Raw genomic sequence first — 18,278 nt, forward strand, 5'->3', positions numbered from 1 at the left:
AATCTTTAATTTATATATCTTTCTATAATTTTAGATATTGAATCTAAAACTTTATCTTTTTCAGTTCTTATAAAAAAATGTCCTCCGGAAAACATCTGAATATCAAACTCTTTATTTGTATGTATATTCCATAATTCAACGTCTTCCTTTACTGCCTCCTTATCTTCAATTCCTGCAAAGGCTGTAATAGGACATTCCAAAGGTTTATCTTTACAATAAACATACTCTTCATCAAGTGTAAAATCAGCACGTAACATTGGTAAAAATAAATTCATAAGTTCCTTGCTGTTTAAAATTTCTTTTGGTGTACCTGAAAAACGTTGTAATTCTTTAATAAACAAATTATCTTTTAAATGATGAATTGGTTTATCTTCAGGTATCTGTGGAGCACGACTTCCTGAAATAATCAAATGGTACGGTTTAACATTCCATATTCTTCTAATATATCTACATACTTCATAAGCAATTTTTGCACCAAGACTATGTCCAAAAAATACAAAAGGCCTGTCTAAATATTGAACTAGTTCTTCAGAAATTTCTCTAACCAATTTATTGATGTCATCTATAGGTGACTCATTCATTCTATTTTCCCTACCTGGAAGCTGTATAGAATATATTCCTATATAATTAAAAAATGTTTTCTGCCATTCTCTATAAGTAGAAGCTCCTCCTCCCGCATATGGAAAACAAAAAATACGAATTTTATCGGTCTCTTTTGGTACATTAATTAAATACGAAGAAAGTGATTTTTTAAACTCCATAATATATCTCCTTTTTAAATCATTTATTCAAATGATAATGATAATCATTAATTTTGTCAAATTTAATTATTTAAGGTGTTTTTTCACAATTAATAATTCTTAATCCCACTATTTTTCCACTTTATAAGTATTTTTTCAATTAAATTTTTACGATATTTATGGATATTTTGTAAGAAAAAAGATACCTCAGTGATCTATATTCTAGAATTAATTACTAATAAAAAGCATATTTCTAGCATTTAAATCTAAATAAATTCACTATAAAAACATAAAAAACTGAATCATAAGAATTAAAATTTCTAATGACTCAGTTAATTTTTTCCTAATTAAATTATTAAATTTATAATTTTTATATAAAGAATAATATCCTGTTCTATTATTCTTTTATTTATTTACTTAAGAATTTTATTATTCTAATAACTTGAAAAATATCACTCAAAAACTTTATTCTGATTTATAAATTTAAATAAGCCAATAAATAATAATCAATATATAAATATACATATCGAGTATTATTTATTGGCTTATTTACTAATTATTTATGCTAAAATTTTATATTTATTGATATATTTAGACATATGAAAGAAAATAACAAGTTAAAAATACTCATTAATATAAATCAATTAACTAACTTTACTGAATTAAAATTTAACAAAATAAACTTAACATATTAACTTGTTCTTTTTGAATATGCTTTATTTAAATTATAAAAAAGTTCTTTAATTTTTTTATATTTTCTTTATTAATTACGAAATCATCCTTTTGTATTTTATCATCCAAATGTACAATTCTATCACAAGTTAAAGTTATAAATTCATAGTCATGTGTAACTACAAAAATTATTTTTCCATATGATTTCAATTTTAAAATGAGTTTAGAAACTTGTATCATACTATCATAATCCAAACCACTTGTTGGTTCATCAAATATTATTATTTCTTTATTGCAGATCATACTCACAGCTACAGCTACTCTCTGTTTTTGACCTCCTGATAATGTATTTGGATGCCTATCTTTATACTGATAAATTTTAAGTTCTTTTAAACTATTATCTACTTTCTCCTTATTTGCTTCTTTAATTCCAAGGTAGCATTCTTTTTCAACACTTTCTGCAAAGAGCTGATAATTTACATCCTGCATTACCATATATGATAATTTTAATCTTTGCTTAGAATTTATTTCTTTTCCATTCCACTTTATGCTACCAGTATAATTCTTATATAAACCACAAAGAGTTTTTAAAAATGTCGATTTACCTGCACCATTATGTCCAATTATGCCAATAACTTCTCCACAACTAGCCTTTAAATTAATATTATTTATTATTGTTTTCTTATCGTAACTTAAACTTAAATTTTTAAGTTCTAATACATAATTTTTTTTAGCATCATTAAACTTTATAATGTTAATATCACTTAAATTCATAGTTCTAAGACCCATGCTTTTACGTTGCTCTTCAGGTATCTCTAAAAATTCATTCTTTGTGTATATATTTCTAATAAAGCCTTTTTCCATATATACAATGCGGTCTACAACATCTTTTAAATAATATAATCTATGCTCTGCAATAACAATAGTTTTCCCCTGCTTTTTAAGTTTTGTTATTATTGTCTTTAATTCTTCAATAGCATCAACATCAAGATTAGAAGATGGTTCATCTAATACATAAATATCTGGAGACATAGCATAAATTGAAGCAAAAGCAATTTTTTGTTTTTCTCCACCAGATAATTCAAAAATACTGCGTCCAAGAAGTTTTTCAATATGTAAATCTTTTACTGTTTTATTCATACGCTCTTTTAATTTATCTGTAGGATATGAGCTATTCTCCATACCGAAAACTATTTCGCTATCAGTATCTACATTAAAAAATTGTGACCTAGGATTTTGAAAAACAGATCCAACTTTTTCAGATATTTTATACATTGGTATATCATTAACTTTTACGTCTTCCAACTTTATAATTCCACTTTGTTCTCCTGAATAAAAATATGGCACTAATCCATTAATCATTCTGCTTATAGTAGTTTTACCACATCCACTTTTCCCAGATAATACTATACATTCACCTTTTTTTATCTTAAGATTAATATTATATACACCATTATCTGATTTTCCCTGATATTTAAATGCAGCGTTTTCAATTTCTATCATTCGTATTACCTCCAATTTATTGTAAATGATAAAATAAAAGTAACCATAAATACAAATGTCCATACATAATCTATCATATGAAATTTAATATTACGAATACATGTATGAGGCTCTGGATTTTCAATTCCTCTTGTAACAGCAGCCGCTGACAATTCATCAGAAACTTTTGCTGCTGACATTATTAAAGGTACATAAATACATTCCATTGTTCTTACTGGATGTATTATAATTCCAATAATTGAAGGAGAAATACCTCTCATCTTCATTGCATTTTTAATTGAATTCCAATCTTCTCTTATCATAGGAAAATATCTAAGCATTATTGTAAGAGAAATTACTATACTTTTAGGCATCCTAAATTTATTCATTGCCATCATAAATTCATCAGCATGAGTTGTTCCAATAATTATCCCTCCAACAATTCCACAAGGTAATAATTTTCTAATAAAAATTATGAAAGTTATACACATCATCTTAATTGCACTTGGAAAATACATATTACTTAAAATTTGTACTGAAATTATTATTAAATAACTTATTAACATTTTTGTGGAAAACTTATACATTCCACATACCATTCCAAATATAAAGATTATAGATACTAACATAATTTCGTACTTTATAGATGTTGAAAAAATTATTGATATATTGGTTAATAGTAAAATAATCAATTTAGTACGAGAATCAATATTAATTTTCTTTCTTTCTAAAAAATTTTTACTATTTTCATCTATTCCTACATAAGATTCCATTATATAATACCTGCTTTTTCAAATTGTTTTTGTAAAAGTTTCTTTCCAATCATAGCTCCAATTAATGCTAAAATTAATGTTCCAATAATCATTGCTGGTAACATCCAATCTTGTGCTGTTGCAACCATAGTATCCATATAAGCTTTTTCAGTTCCTTTGCTTATTAAGTATTCAATATATTTCTTTTGATTAATCCAAAGCATTGAATAGGTAATTAAAGGATTAACAGAAAAAACTATATAGCCCAAAATATTTAATTTCATGCTTTTAAAATTTTTTACCCCTGAAATTAATTCTGCTGCTATAGCAAAAACTATATATGCTATAGACCACATCCAATACATTCCTGTTACAAACATTATACACGCCATTAAAATACCAAGAATTAAAATAGCTCCATGTTTTGGTACCTTAGCTATTAAAACTAAATATACTGGTGCTGTAATTAATGCCACTACTGGCGGTAATAGAAATGTTAAGACTGGGTTTGATGCAAATATCGCTCCTCCTACCATTGTAACTGCTGCAAACAAAGCTGAAAAAATTCCCACAGTAACAAAATCTTTAACTTCTAACCCTTTATTAATATTATTTGACATACTATCCCTCCTAAATTAATGTAAGTAATATTTAAAATATTACTTATATTTTTTATACACATTATTTAATATCTTATTGAAAATAATTTTCATTGTCAAATGCTTTTAAAAAGGTTATATTTATTATAGTAGATGTTATTATTCCTATATATAGATATATTATCCAAATTTCAGTTTAACTTTATTTATGATACTTTGGGACTGTAAAAAGATTTACTAGGATTTTAAACATCTATATGCTTAAGGTACCAGAAAAAAAAATAACAAGTTTATTTGCAAATTTGAATTTATTATTTATTTTCATGTGCCTAAAATATTACTATTTGTTAGGGGGATTAACTTGTTTAAGACTATAAAATCAGATTGTGCTTATAAAAAAGGATATGGGGCTATAGCTAATGAAATTTATTTTAGTAAAGAAAAAAAATTTGAAGGAGAATTTTTTTATCCTTTACCTCAATATGGACAAGGTTTTATTTATCAGATAAATCCTTGTCCTGGGTTATTTATCTCTGCTGGAGACTGGGTTCCTTATAAAACTATAGAACGTCACTATAATGTTAATTCCATGTTTATGGAAATATATTTAATTGAATCAGGTGATATATTGTTAATTCAGAACGGTAAGAAAACATATCATGTCTCTAAAGGAATAAATATATATTTAAATAAAACTAAAAAAGGACGTATTTGTTATAAAGAAAATACTCCTATAAAATATGTAGGTATTCTTATCTTTGAAGATTTTATAAAACATAATATTGAAAAAAAATTCTCTAAAGAAGATTTTGACTTTGACCTGGTTTACAAATGGAGTTCTATAAATTATGATACTCCTGAAATGACTTTATTATTTTTGCAGATAAAACAAAGGCTACTAAAACATGAAAAATCTCGTTTATTTTTTGAAAGCAAAGTTGGTGAACTTCTTTCAATTATAATGATTAATTTTAATAAACAAAAGAAACTTTTAGAAAACACATCAACTTCAGTTTCTTCAAAAGACTTAAAATTCCTACAATTAGTTAAATCTGAAATAGATAATAATATCAGTAATCCACCAGATATTATTAACTTATGTCAAATAGCAGCGATGGGAAAAACAAAGCTTAGAGAATCATTTAAAAAAGCATACAGTATGCCCATTGGTGAATATATACGTATTAATAAAATGAAATATGCACTAAGACTTATTGATGATAAACTCCTTACTATTGAACAAATTGCACACAACTTAGGATATTCAAGCTCAAGTAAGTTCTCTATAACATTTAAAAAAATATATGGTTATACTCCTGTTGAGTACCGTAAAAATATTCTAATTGAATCTTAAATTAATATAAATTAAAAATTACCTGCCCATAAATATAAGGCAGGTATATTTATCTTATTTATTTTTCAAATAATACAACTCTTCTTAATCATTTCCATTTGCCTTCATATAAGTACTAATAGTGTTTAATTTTATCTTATTTGATAAATTTTATAAAGCTTAATAAATGAGTATATAATTATTATACTTATTATTAATCTCAATATCGAAAGTAATAAATCTTCAATTTTGAATTTTTTCATATTTTTTCCTCAAATATACAAATTAAAATGTATAAACATATTCTAATTTGATCATTGTTATTTTAAAAATTTAATTTTTTATTTTTAAATTATAAATTTATCATAATTATTTTCTGTATCCAATAAACCTTAATATAATTTTAACCTTAAGAATTATATCTATATTATTCACTAATATTTTCTTAAAATAAAGATTCTAACTCCTCTTTATTTATATTTTGCCCTATAATTACTATTCTGCCTATTCTTTGATTATCTATATTCTTAATTTTAAACTTACCTAATGTATAATGAAATTCTAACCATTTTCCTTCTTGTGATTTTACAATTCCTTTACTTCTAATTATTAGTCCATATTTCTCGCTCTTTTCTATACTTTTAAATATTTTTTCTAATTTTAATTTACTATAACATTTTAAAGTTTCAATCCCCCAGCTTTTAAATATATTACTAGTAATATTATAATTCTTGTGCTTTTTAACCTTTTTGAAATGTTTAACATTTTTAATATTAAATTTTCTACTTATCTCTATATTATCATCTTGTTTTTGGCTCATGTTTAAAATATTATAAGTATTAATTAATTCTAATGATGAAGTAATTATATTACAGTTATTATTTATTGTTTTAATTGAATTCACTATCTCATCCATAAAATTTTTATTCATATTTTCTCTATTACTTGCAATAATAGTTTTTGCATACTTAATTTGATTTATATAGAATTCCCCAAAATTTTGTAAATATACATTATAATTAAGTACATCTATAATTGTAATAATATTATTTATACTTATTTCTTCTATTTCTTTACATGATTTAATTATATCAGAAAGCTTTGCTACTCCAGATGGTTCTATTAAAATTCTATCTGGATTATATTTATTAATAATTTCTTTAATTGCTAATTTGAAGTCTCCAACCATAGAACAGCAAATACATCCTGAATTTATTTCTCTTATATTAATGTTACTATCTTTTAACAACAAACCATCTATAGACACTTCTCCAAATTCATTTTCAATAATAGCAATCTTTTCCTTACTAAAAACTTCTAGTATCATTTTTTTTATTATTGTTGTCTTTCCTGCTCCTAAAAATCCTGAAATTATATCTATTTTCATATAAAATACTCCTTTTTCTTTATAAATGAAATTATCCTATAATAAATGCGAATGTTTTACATTTATTATAGGATAATTATACTTGTGTTGAGCTTATATTGCAAATGATTTGCATTTACTCTTTTTTAATAATTCTTTTAATAAAAAAGGATGATACATTATATACCATCCTAAAATTATAAATTAAATATTTAAATTTATTTAAAATATTGTTCACCATACCCGTAATTTTCAACAACATAATCAATGTCTTTATCACCACGTCCACTTAAACATACTAAAATAGATCCTTGCTTCATCTCTTTAGCTTTTTTCATAGCATATGCAACTGCATGTGAACTTTCAATTGCTGGAATAATACCTTCATATCTAGATAATTTGAAGAATGCGTCCATAGCTTCCTCATCACTTATTCCAGTATAGTCTACTCTTCCTAAATCTCTTAAAAATGCATGTTCAGGTCCAACTGATGGATAATCAAGTCCACTAGCAATAGAGTATACTGGTGCTGGATCTCCATCTTTATCTTTTAGCATTATACTTTCAAACCCATGCATAATACCTTTCTCACCATATTTCATTGAAGCTGCATGATTTCCTAAGCTTTCACCTCTACCTAAAGGTTCTACTCCAACTATATCAACTGGCTCATCAAGAAATGGTATAAACATTCCTGCTGCATTGCTTCCCCCTCCTACACAAGCTGTAACTATATCTGGTAAAAGTCCTGTCATTTCTTTAAATTGATCTTTTGCTTCATATCCAACAACTGATTGAAAATCTCTTACCATAAGTGGAAAAGGATGTGGTCCCAAAGCAGATCCTATACAATATATTGAATCTTTATAGTTTTTAGCATATGATTCAAATGCTGAATCTACTGCTTCTTTTAAAGTCTTTAAACCATGAGAAACTGGAATAACTTTAGCACCTAATATCTTCATTCTAGTTACATTAGGTGCTTGTTTTGCAATATCAACTTCTCCCATATGAATTTCGCACTCTAATCCAAAAAATGCTGCTGCTGTAGCTAATGCTACACCATGTTGCCCTGCTCCTGTTTCTGCAATAAGACGTTTTTTGCCCATAAATTTGGCAAGTAATCCTTCACCCATACAATGATTTAATTTGTGTGCCCCAGTATGATTTAAATCCTCTCTTTTTAAATAGATTTGACAATTACTTATTTTTCTAGATAATCTTTCACAATGATAAACTGGTGTAGGCCTTCCTTGAAATTCTTTACGAATTCTCCTAAGCTCATTAATGAATTGTGAAGAATGACAAATAGTTTGATAAGCATCCTCAATTTCTTTAAATGCAGGGATTAACTTTTCAGTTAAATACGCTCCCCCATATGGTCCAAAACGACCTTCTTTGTCTGGATAATTTTTTAAATATGTCCTAAAATCCATTATAAAACCCCCTTTTACTATTATAAGATAAATATTTATATTATAATACTTAATTGGAATTTATGTCAATCTATTGAACATTAAAATTAAAACTATACTTTATTCCAATTCTCTTGATTAAAATTATATAAATTACTCATCTATTTTAGCTTTTAGGGGGTTAAATATATTATTTAAAAATAAATTTTATTCTTTATTTTAAACTTTAAATTTCTCTATCACATCTACAGTTTCATTAATTACAGAAGCTAATAACGTAGCACTTGATGCAACTTCTTCTGCTGAAGCACTCATTTCGTGACTTGATGCTGCTATTTCTTCTGCTGCTGAAGCATTTTCTTCTGATACTGCTGAAGCATTTTCAACTTTAACTATAATTGTTGTTTTTTCATTATCTAATACAGATATTAAATCACTTACATTATTTATAAGTGGGATAATTTTATTTATAGCTTCTATTATTTCTTTAAAAGAACACATTGAATTTTCTATTATACTTTCTTGATCTTTAAATGACTTACTAACTACAGATGTATTTGTTATAACATAATTAGCTTCACTAGATATTACATCTACTATACTACTTATATCTTGTGAAGAAACTTTACTTTGTTCTGCAAGCTTTCTTATTTCTTCTGCTACTACAGCAAAACCACGTCCTGCTTCACCAGCTCTTGCCGCTTCAATAGCTGCATTTAAAGCAAGTAAGTTTGTTTGATCTGCTATACTATTTATAAGTTGTGTTATATCTGTTATCTTATTTATACTTAGTCCTAATGTACCAATCTTTTCTGAAACACTCTTAAATGACTTATCAATTTCATTTAAAGAATCCATTAGCTTAGTAAGTTGAGTTCCACTATCTCCAGCCATATTATTTATATTCTTTGCATTATCTGTAACATTTCCAATTACTGAAACTATGTTGTCTATAGAGTCTGCAAAAGTACTTACTGAGTTAGTTATATCCATAAGTTCATTTGTTTGACCTTCTGAACCTTTAGCAACTTCTTGAACAGCTTCTCCTACTTGTGATGCAGAAGATGACATTTCTTCTGATGTAGCAGATAAAGATAAAACTTGATCATTTATCTTTGAAGTATTTTGTTTAAACTCCTTTAATATATTAGATATAGAGTCTACAGTTACTGCCAATTCTTTTTTCATAAGACCAAATTCACTTGAAGAATCTTTATCGATTTCTATAGTAAAATCTCCTTTTGCTAATACCTTTAATATGTTTGAAAAATCTGATATTGAATTTTTAATAATTTTAGAAACAATAATAATTATTAAAACAATAATAGTAATAGAAACTAATGCAACTATTAAAAATAATACTGTTGCATCTTTAAAATCTGCTTTTGATGAAATATACATTTCTTCAGCAGATTCAACATTTTGATCTGTTAATTTAGTTAATATAGCAGATATATTATTCCCAAATTTACCATATTGTTCTGCAAATTGTGCGTCTATAGTTTCTCCGTTATTTCTTTTACTTATAATCTGTTCTGACCCTTGCATATAGTTAATATAATTTTCTTCTAATTCTTGTATTAATTGTTTTTCTTCATTAGATATATTAGAATTTTTCATAGCTTGGATATTCTCTCTTATAAGTTTATCATTATTCTTTACTATATCTACAATGTCTTGATTATATGGTCTATCAATAACCTTTGTTAAAGCATTTCTTAATTGACCTAACTCACCATTTATATATCCTACTGTTTTTACATTATTTAATTTATTTTCATATAAATCTTGTACATTATTATTTAAATTCCCCATATTTAAATAGCCTATACTACTTATGGCAAGATTAGAAATAAGTGCTATTATTCCCAAAATAATAATTCCATAAATAATCTTAAAATTTTTCAAATTATTGTTATTCATTTTATAAAAATCCTCCTTGTTTTAAATAATATTAAGAATATTCTTTCAAGTTCCCTTTATACTATATATTTCGTTTATTTTTTATAAAAGCTTTAGCTATTTATTATATAAAAATAAAATATTTTATATTTTTTCAAAAAAAAATTACATCTTTTTACATGATTGATTAAATCAAATTAAAATGGTTTATTTAAACTTTAATATATATTTTATATTAATTCTATATTATAGTAAATAAAAGCATTAAGTAAATAATTTTTATTGTTATCTAAAAAAATGCCACTCAAAATATATAAATTTGAGATGGCATTTTTAATTTCATAAATTATATTATTTATTTCTTAATATTAATCTTTCTTATTTACTTTCTTATTATGTTTAATTTTTGAATTATTAGCTTTTTTCTCTTTTTCTTGTTGACTTGAACAAGAGCAATCATGTTTTTCGCTCATAATACTTATCACTCCTAAATTAAAATTTTATTATAATATAACAATACTATTTTGTTCAGGAGAATATTATTTATTCTTATTTTACATTACTATTGTTAAAATAAATTTTTATATTTAAACTAATGAATATACTAAATATATATCTTCTAATTAAGTTATTATATTTATAGTCTTTTATACCTTTAATTTTAAAATTTCTAGTTTAATTATACTATTTATAAATATTATAAGATTTATATTCATAAAAACAACTTATTTATAACAAAAAAGATAATATTTTAATAATCATTACATTTACTATATTAATTATTAAAATATTATCTATTATTATTTAATTTGTCTTTTATGGATATTACAAAATTTATTTCTATGTTTATATTTCTTAATTATTATTGTTAATTGATATCACAGAATATCCTGCTTTTTCTACAGTTCTTTTAAGAATTTGATCTTCTATATCTGATTTCATATTAACTTTAGCTAATTTATTTTTTAAATCAACCTCTGCAAAAGTATTTTCTAAATGGCTAAGTTCATTTTCAATATGATTTGCACAATTTTTACATTTCATTCCTTCAATATATATTGTTTTGGAAAATTTATAATCTGATATATTTTTATTGTTGTATTTCTTTTGTTTTGGTTCAACTGTTCCTCCACAACATCCTCCTGCTAATTTTTTCATATAACTTTTAACTGAAAAAACAGTTATTAATACGATTATTATTGAAATAATACCCGTTGCCATTAATCCCCCTCCTTGTTTATAGTAATATAAAAAACTTTAAAACTAATTAGTTCCTACTTATATATATAACACTATTTTTACATTTTGACAATGATTATCATTTTAAACATTGTCTCAATTTAAACTTCTTTATTAAATTTTTCTCTAAATTTAACTTTATAAAAAATTATCATATTATAAAATTAAGCCTTAATAATATAGATTTTTTTAACTATATTATTAAGGCTTAAATATTGTTATAAGTTGTTGTATACTTTTCTTGCTACTTTTTAAGCTTAAAAACAGAAACCATGTCTTTAAGTAACTGTGATTGGCTTGAAAGTTCTTCACTAGCTGCTGCACTTTCTTCAGCAGTTGCTGAATTTGCTTGAATTACTTGCGAAACTTGATCAATTCCTGTATTTATCTGTGAAATACCAATGGCTTGTTCAGCTGAAGATGCTGCTATTTCAGATACAAATGTTGTTGCTTTTGATACTCCATTTACTATTTCATATAAAGCTTTTGCTGTATCATTTGCAATTTCAGTACCTTTTTCAGCCTTTCTTATAGATCCTTCAATAAGTTCAGTAGTTTCTTTAGCTGCTTTCGCACTTCTCTCAGCTAAATTTCTTACTTCTTCTGCTACTACTGCAAATCCTTTTCCATGTTGACCTGCTCTAGCTGCTTCCACGGCTGCATTAAGTGCAAGTATGTTTGTTTGAAATGCTATCTCATCTATTACCTTTATTATTTTTGAAATACTATCAGAACATTCATTTATTTCTGCCATAGACTGAAGCATTTCATTCATTTGTGTATTTCCTTGTTCTGCTTTTTCCTTTACTTTGATTGCAAGTTCTTTGGCTTCGTTTGCATTTGTAGCATTTTCTTTAGTTTGTGCTGCAATTTCAGCTATAGATGAAGTCAATTCTTCTATGGCACTCGCTTGTTCTGCTGCACCTTCAGATAAACTTTGACTTCCGTCTGAAACTTGTCTTGCTCCCATAAATACTTCTTCAGAAGCAACATTTATTTCACTAAGAACTGAATTTAATGATATTATTATTGTATTTAATGAAGTTGAAATATTATTAAAATTGCCATCAAACTCTTTAACAGATTCTATTGCAAGGTTACCTTTTGAGACTTCTCCTATAATTTCAGAAATTTCTCCAACAATACCTTTTAAGCCTTTTTGCGTATTATTAACAGATCTTGCTAATACTCCAAACTCTCCTTTATAAGATCCATTTACCTGAACCTCCAAATTTCCTTTAGACATTTCACTCATAACACTGTTAACTTCTTTTATTGGTTTTACCATAGCTTCAATTAATTCATTTACACCTTCTACTATCTTTCTAAAATCTCCACTATGTTTTGTTTCATCTGACCTTATATCTAAATTTCCCTCTTTAGCTGCCATTGATAAAATATTTGCATCCTCTACTAATGCTTTTATAGTTTTTATAGTCTTATCTAGAGCTGGAGAAATTTCGTCTTTTTCGTCTTTTATATTTATTTCAATACTCATATCACCTTGTGATATTCTTTTCATGGTATCAATTACATTCTCTTGCAAATCACATGCAAATGCATCCATTACCTGTGCCATTTCCCCTAACTCATCATATGTACTTATATTTAATCTTTCTCCAAGATGTCCTTTACTCATTTCTTTAATCATATGTACTACTTTTTCTAAAGGCTTGGTTATCAATCCCGAAATATACAATCCAATTAATATTGATATTATCATAACAAAAACATTTACTATAATCATAATTATTATAGCTGTATTACTTTTGCTAGTATTTAAGCTGGATTGTTCTTTTCCTGAATTTGTTTTCATAGAAATTAAGTTTTCTATAGCTTTTTGCTCTGCTAATGATGCTTTGTCTGCTTCTTTATTTTCTTTCATCATAGTAATAGCTTCATTATATTTTTCTTCTCTTACAAGTTTTATTAATTTATCAAGTTCTGTTTTATATATTTTTTTTGCTTCAATAAAATTATCAAATTCTTTTCTTATATCACTTGATATAATTGTACTATTAAATGATTCTGAAATTGTCTCAATATTTTCTAATTTTTTTTCAATTATATTTATATGCTCTGAAATTTCTTCAGATGATTCTGCCATTACTAAATCTCTTATACTTACTCTCATTTGTTGAAATTCGATACCGATTTGACTCATTTCAGAAATAGGAACTGTCATATATTCATATAATTCAACATCCAATTTATTAGCCACTTTTAAAGCATAAATTGAATAACCTCCCATTGCGCCAGAAATTAATGATATTAATACAAAACCTAAGATTAATTTTTTACTTATTTTTAAATTAGAAAACCACATATTCTATTAACCTCTCTACTTTCAATATATTTTAATTTTATAATTTTTCAATATCATCTTCTTCAATAATTTTATTGCAATCTATAATAAGCCTTACTTCATTTCCAACTTTAGCAATACTTTTTATATATTTATTGGGATTCTCTTCATTTTTTTTAATGTTAGGAAGAGCTGACAAATTCTTTTCAGCTATATTAGCTACTTCTAATACCCTATCTATTATTAAACCAATACATATATTTTTTATTTCAAGTATTATAATACACGTTCTATCATCATATTCTTTTTCTTCTTTTTTTAATTTTAATCTAATATCCATGACAGGTATTATTTTTCCCCTAAGATTTATTACACCTTTAATGTAATCAGGTAATTCAGGTACTTCCGTTATAGGTTGAATACAGATAATTTCAATTACATTTTTAATATCAATACCATAACATTGTTTGTCAATTGAAAATATAAGATATTTATCTTTTTGTGTATCTTCTTCCCCTTCAATTATTTCTTGCAATAAGTTCGACATTTTAATCACCTCTAATTTTTATAGGTTAATAATTTTAGACATATCAAGTACTAAACTTATAGTTGCATCTCCAAGTAATGAACACCCACTTATACCTTTTACATTTTTAATATAATCAGGAAGCGGCTTAATTACGACTTGTTGTTGTCCAATAAGTGAATCTGCAAAAATACAACGTGTTATACCTTGATCTTCTACCATAATTACAATTCCATTTTCAATATTTACTACATCTGTTTTAATATTATAAAGTTCGTGAAGTCTTAATATTGAATAGCTTTCTCCCCTTACAAGTATCATTTCTTTATTATTTAAATCTTTAATTACATCCTCTTTTTTTATTATAAATGACTGTCTAATTGATTTAACAGGAATTGTGAAAGCAGAGGACCCAACCTTCATTGTCATACCATCTATAATAGCAAGAGTTAATGGTATTTTTATTGATATTGTTGTTCCTTGTCCTTCTATACTATCAACAGTTACTGTTCCTCTAATTTTTTCAATTTCCTTTACAACTACGTCCATACCAACTCCACGACCAGAAAACTCTGTAACATCATTAGTTGTTGAAAAACCTGGTAGAAATATCAATGAATAAATTTGCTTATCTGTAATGTCAGTTCCTATATCTGCTAATAAACCATTTTCTTGTGCTTTTTTTAATATTTTATTTTTATTAAGACCTCTACCATCATCTTTTATATCAATAAAAACTTCTCCACCAGTATTTTTAGCTTCAATGATTATTTTCCCTTTTGCTTCTTTACTAGATGCAATTCTTTCTTTTGGAGACTCTATTCCATGATCCATTGAATTTCTTATTATATGTATCAAAGGATCTACTATATGCTCTATAATATTTTTATCTACCTCTGTTTCTTGTCCAACTATTTCAAGTTCTACTTCTTTATTTAATTTTTTGCACATATCTCTAACTAATCTAGTCATCTTATTTAATGTAAGTGCAAGAGGTACCATTCTTATAGACATAACAGCATCTTGAAGATCTAAAATTCTTTTTCTATGTTGTCTTGCTGCCTTATTAAAACTATCTAATTGTAATCCTAAAATTTCTGGATTTTTAGTTACCATAGCTTCTGAAATAACCAATTCTCCAACTAAATCCATAAGTATATCTAACTTATTAACATCAACGCTAATTAAGTTTTGTTTATAAACTGATTTAATCTTTACGTTTTCATTTTTCTTATCATTATTTATAACATCATTATTCATAACACTATTATTAGTAAGTTCTTTTTTTTCATTATCTGCATGTTTAACTTCTTGATAAAACTCATTTTCAGTTTGAAATTCTTTTATATCAACCTTACTTAAAAATATTGTTTTCATAAAAAATTCTCTAATTTTTTCTATAGAACTAGTGCTTTTTAAAAATATTTTAAAACCTTCAGATCTTATTACTTCACATGTTTCATTATTTTCATCAATATCTTTTGGATCAAAATATAAAATTTCTGCAAATTTTTTAAGTTCATGAATAACACCAAAACATCTTAGATTCTCCATTTGGCATATATCTTCAAAAAATAAGGTAGCATAAAAAAAATTAAACTTATCAGTATTTTTTTTATTATTTAAATAATATTTTGGGTTTTCTACTTTCTCTCTTGCTGATTTATCTATCATCTTATTTTCTGAATGATTTGAATCTGAATTTTCTAGCCTTAAACTTTCTAAAAATTTATTTACTTTATTAATAAATAAATTAAAGTCAAAATCTGTTTCCTGATAATTATTTATTTTCTCTATTTCTGTTTTTATAAGGTCACTTCCCTCTAAAACCAGATCAGTAAGTTTTGAATAATCAATATGTTCAGGATTAAATTCTCTAATAAAATAAAATAATTCTTCTATACTATGAGAAATATGAGAAATATTATCAAGCATCATCATGCCAGATGAGCCTTTAATTGTATGCATTATTCTAAATATTTCATTGATAGCATCACTGTTTAATTTTTTATGCTTTTCACTATCAATTATAAGTTGCTCGAGTTGTTCTATCATATCAAATGTTTCAAAAATGAACGCCTCCAACATAGGCTCTTTTCTATTCATATTTTCACCTTCTCTTGTTATAATAACTACTAAAATTTACTTAAAGTCTTTAAAAGATAATCTTCTTTAAAAGGTTTTACTATAAAACTTTTAGCTCCAATAACAATTGATTCTCTAATTTTGATTTCTTGTCCCATAGCACTTAGCATAATTACAGTTGCATTAGGATCAAACTTAAGTATTTCAGTTAAAGCTTCTAATCCATCCATTACCGGCATTGTTATATCCATTGTAACTATTTCTGGACTTAATGTTTTATACATTTCAATAGCTTGAACCCCATTTTCTGCAAGTCCAACAACTTCATACCCATTTTTTTCAAGCATTGTTTTTAGTGATAATCTCATAAAAGATGCGTCTTCCACTACTAGTACCTTTTTCATAATTAAATTCCTCCTTTAATATAAGCTTTAAAATCTTATTAATTTGTTCTGTAATTATCCTTTTAAAAACTTAAGTTTAGCTATCATCTCCTTTAATTTATAATTTTTTTAAAAGTACACTAGGAAAAATGAGCATTTTTTCCATTTTATTTATCTTTATTCCTCTTATTTTACATTTTTCTATTATTTGCTCGTTTATATTTTATATTCCTTTATAACAGTATGTCAACACTTGTATTATTTTAGCATTTCTTCAATTCACTATCAAATTATCCTTTTAAACTTTATTTTAAAAACAATTTAATATATTTTCATAGTCATTTTTAACAATTTAATAATTGATTAAAATATAATTTAAGTAATAAAATGTAAAATATAAGATGACTATCTCCAATATATATTGGGGACAGTCATCTTATATTGTTTAAATAAACTTAGTATTTTTAAATATGAGGAAATTATATTTTGTTATAATCTCTTTTATAATTGATCTGCTAAACTTCCTAATAATATTGCTGTATTATTTAATTTATCAATCAATAGAGCCATTTCTTTTAAAGCTTCTGATTGTTTATTTGACACATCATCAACATTTATTACTTTATGGTTAATCTTTTCTATTGCTGTTGAAATATTTTTAATAACACATTCTATTTGTCCTATTGATTCATTAGATGAATTAGATAGTTTTCTAATTTCTTGAGCAACAACATTAAATCCTTTGCCATGTTCTCCAGCTCTTGCTGCTTCAATAGCTGCATTTAATCCTAAAAGATTAGTTTGTGAAGATATTCCTTTTATAAAACCAACTATGTTATCTGTATCACTCGCCATTCCATTAGCTTTATTAGTTTCTTCAAGTATTTTACTATTCATATCTGTTAGATCTTGCACACCAGATGAAATTTGATTTATACTTGTCCCAATTTGTGATAATGCTGTTATTAATTCTTGTGTAATATTAGTTACAGCATTTTTCTTAGAAAGACTTTTCCCAATTGCTATTGATCCTACAACATTATTTCCATCTTTTATAGGAATCATATATGACTTAAAAGCTAACCCCATAAAATCTTCTGGAATAATTTTAACCTCAATTTTCCCTCTTTCCATTGCTTCTTTCACAAATTTTCCTGCTTCTGATCCTTCTTGTATTTTACAATCTATTTCTTTACTTCCTTGATAATATAGTACCTTTTCTCTATCGGTTAACATAATTTCTATATCATTATCAAAAAAAGTATCTATATATGGAATAGAATAGTAAACACTATTCAATGCATCATTTCCAAAATCATTTTTTAACATTCCACTACTCCTCTATTTATATATTTAAATCAATTCTTATAAGATTATACTATAATACTTTAAATATATAAATATTTTTACCTCTTATTAGAGTTTTAGCTTTATTTTTATTTAAACATTAATTTTATTAAAAATAAAGTTAATTATCTT

The 18,278-nt window shown here is 25.3% G+C and carries 14 protein-coding genes; 1 reads left to right on the top strand and 13 read right to left on the bottom strand.

Annotation, left to right across the window (positions count from 1 at the left end; all coding sequences use genetic code 11):
* Window positions 1–5: 5 nt before the first annotated feature.
* From KYD98_RS05885 to KYD98_RS05900, 4 genes are all read right to left on the bottom strand, one after another.
* Window positions 6–761 carry a thioesterase II family protein gene (locus tag KYD98_RS05885; RefSeq protein ID WP_219778665.1) on the bottom strand — a complete coding sequence of 252 codons (756 nt, stop codon included), beginning with the start codon at window positions 759–761 and terminating at the stop codon, window positions 6–8.
* Between the two features lie 699 nt (window positions 762–1,460).
* A complete protein-coding gene (locus KYD98_RS05890) occupies window positions 1,461–2,915 on the bottom strand; it encodes an ABC transporter ATP-binding protein (RefSeq protein WP_219778666.1) in 1,455 nt (484 codons plus the stop codon).
* 5 nt (window positions 2,916–2,920) lie between these two features.
* Window positions 2,921–3,667, bottom strand: a complete 747-nt coding sequence (locus KYD98_RS05895) for an energy-coupling factor transporter transmembrane component T (protein ID WP_219778667.1) — start codon at window positions 3,665–3,667, stop codon at window positions 2,921–2,923.
* The gene (locus tag KYD98_RS05900) at window positions 3,667–4,266 is read right to left on the bottom strand and encodes an MptD family putative ECF transporter S component (RefSeq protein ID WP_219778668.1); all 600 of its coding nucleotides are present in this window, start codon (window positions 4,264–4,266) and stop codon (window positions 3,667–3,669) included. Before KYD98_RS05900 ends, KYD98_RS05895 begins: the two co-directional genes overlap by 1 nt.
* 340 nt (window positions 4,267–4,606) lie before the next feature.
* On the opposite strand from KYD98_RS05900, the gene KYD98_RS05905 reads away from it, so the two are divergent.
* On the top strand, window positions 4,607–5,599 hold the full coding sequence (locus KYD98_RS05905; protein WP_219778669.1) for a helix-turn-helix domain-containing protein: 993 nt from the start codon (window positions 4,607–4,609) through the stop codon (window positions 5,597–5,599).
* Between the two features lie 424 nt (window positions 5,600–6,023).
* Here KYD98_RS05905 and KYD98_RS05910 read toward each other — a convergent pair whose 3' ends face one another.
* The 9 genes from KYD98_RS05910 to KYD98_RS05950 form a co-directional block, all read right to left on the bottom strand.
* Window positions 6,024–6,965 (bottom strand): CobW family GTP-binding protein, encoded by a 942-nt coding sequence (locus KYD98_RS05910; protein WP_219778670.1) that lies wholly within the window; start codon window positions 6,963–6,965, stop codon window positions 6,024–6,026.
* A gap of 197 nt (window positions 6,966–7,162) precedes the next feature.
* Window positions 7,163–8,380 carry a tryptophan synthase subunit beta gene (trpB, locus tag KYD98_RS05915; RefSeq protein WP_219778671.1) on the bottom strand — a complete coding sequence of 406 codons (1,218 nt, stop codon included), beginning with the start codon at window positions 8,378–8,380 and terminating at the stop codon, window positions 7,163–7,165.
* Between the two features lie 198 nt (window positions 8,381–8,578).
* Window positions 8,579–10,282 (bottom strand): methyl-accepting chemotaxis protein, encoded by a 1,704-nt coding sequence (locus KYD98_RS05920; protein WP_219778672.1) that lies wholly within the window; start codon window positions 10,280–10,282, stop codon window positions 8,579–8,581.
* A gap of 834 nt (window positions 10,283–11,116) precedes the next feature.
* Complete coding sequence (locus KYD98_RS05925) at window positions 11,117–11,482, bottom strand: heavy-metal-associated domain-containing protein (RefSeq protein ID WP_219778673.1); 366 nt, start codon at window positions 11,480–11,482, stop codon at window positions 11,117–11,119.
* 262 nt (window positions 11,483–11,744) lie between these two features.
* Window positions 11,745–13,826: a HAMP domain-containing methyl-accepting chemotaxis protein gene (locus KYD98_RS05930; RefSeq protein ID WP_219778674.1), complete on the bottom strand. Its 2,082-nt coding sequence runs from the start codon at window positions 13,824–13,826 to the stop codon at window positions 11,745–11,747.
* Window positions 13,827–13,863: 37 nt separating this feature from the next.
* Window positions 13,864–14,352 (bottom strand): chemotaxis protein CheW, encoded by a 489-nt coding sequence (locus tag KYD98_RS05935; protein WP_219778675.1) that lies wholly within the window; start codon window positions 14,350–14,352, stop codon window positions 13,864–13,866.
* An 18-nt stretch (window positions 14,353–14,370) separates the two neighbouring features.
* Window positions 14,371–16,437, bottom strand: coding sequence for a chemotaxis protein CheA (locus KYD98_RS05940; RefSeq protein ID WP_219778676.1), 2,067 nt, complete (start codon window positions 16,435–16,437; stop codon window positions 14,371–14,373).
* A gap of 29 nt (window positions 16,438–16,466) precedes the next feature.
* A complete protein-coding gene (locus tag KYD98_RS05945; protein WP_258049657.1) occupies window positions 16,467–16,820 on the bottom strand; it encodes a response regulator in 354 nt (117 codons plus the stop codon).
* Between the two features lie 480 nt (window positions 16,821–17,300).
* Window positions 17,301–18,128: a methyl-accepting chemotaxis protein gene (locus KYD98_RS05950; protein WP_219778677.1), complete on the bottom strand. Its 828-nt coding sequence runs from the start codon at window positions 18,126–18,128 to the stop codon at window positions 17,301–17,303.
* Window positions 18,129–18,278 lie beyond the last annotated feature (150 nt).

Source organism: Clostridium weizhouense (genome assembly GCF_019431045.1).
GTDB classification, from domain to species: Bacteria; Bacillota; Clostridia; order Clostridiales; family Clostridiaceae; genus Clostridium; species Clostridium weizhouense.

Excerpts from the sequence above, each read along its gene's own strand:
- KYD98_RS05920 (WP_219778672.1), bottom strand. The coding sequence starts at position 10,282 with ATGAATAACAATAATTTGAAAAATTTTAAGATTATTTATGGAATTATT.
- KYD98_RS05925 (WP_219778673.1), bottom strand. The coding sequence starts at position 11,482 with ATGGCAACGGGTATTATTTCAATAATAATCGTATTAATAACTGTTTTT.
- trpB (WP_219778671.1), bottom strand. The coding sequence starts at position 8,380 with ATGGATTTTAGGACATATTTAAAAAATTATCCAGACAAAGAAGGTCGT.
- KYD98_RS05945 (WP_258049657.1), bottom strand. The coding sequence starts at position 16,820 with ATGAAAAAGGTACTAGTAGTGGAAGACGCATCTTTTATGAGATTATCA.
- KYD98_RS05890 (WP_219778666.1), bottom strand. The coding sequence starts at position 2,915 with ATGATAGAAATTGAAAACGCTGCATTTAAATATCAGGGAAAATCAGAT.
- KYD98_RS05895 (WP_219778667.1), bottom strand. The coding sequence starts at position 3,667 with ATGGAATCTTATGTAGGAATAGATGAAAATAGTAAAAATTTTTTAGAA.
- KYD98_RS05885 (WP_219778665.1), bottom strand. The coding sequence starts at position 761 with ATGGAGTTTAAAAAATCACTTTCTTCGTATTTAATTAATGTACCAAAA.
- KYD98_RS05950 (WP_219778677.1), bottom strand. The coding sequence starts at position 18,128 with ATGTTAAAAAATGATTTTGGAAATGATGCATTGAATAGTGTTTACTAT.
- KYD98_RS05930 (WP_219778674.1), bottom strand. The coding sequence starts at position 13,826 with ATGTGGTTTTCTAATTTAAAAATAAGTAAAAAATTAATCTTAGGTTTT.
- KYD98_RS05940 (WP_219778676.1), bottom strand. The coding sequence starts at position 16,437 with ATGAATAGAAAAGAGCCTATGTTGGAGGCGTTCATTTTTGAAACATTT.
- KYD98_RS05910 (WP_219778670.1), bottom strand. The coding sequence starts at position 6,965 with ATGAAAATAGATATAATTTCAGGATTTTTAGGAGCAGGAAAGACAACA.
- KYD98_RS05900 (WP_219778668.1), bottom strand. The coding sequence starts at position 4,266 with ATGTCAAATAATATTAATAAAGGGTTAGAAGTTAAAGATTTTGTTACT.
- KYD98_RS05935 (WP_219778675.1), bottom strand. The coding sequence starts at position 14,352 with ATGTCGAACTTATTGCAAGAAATAATTGAAGGGGAAGAAGATACACAA.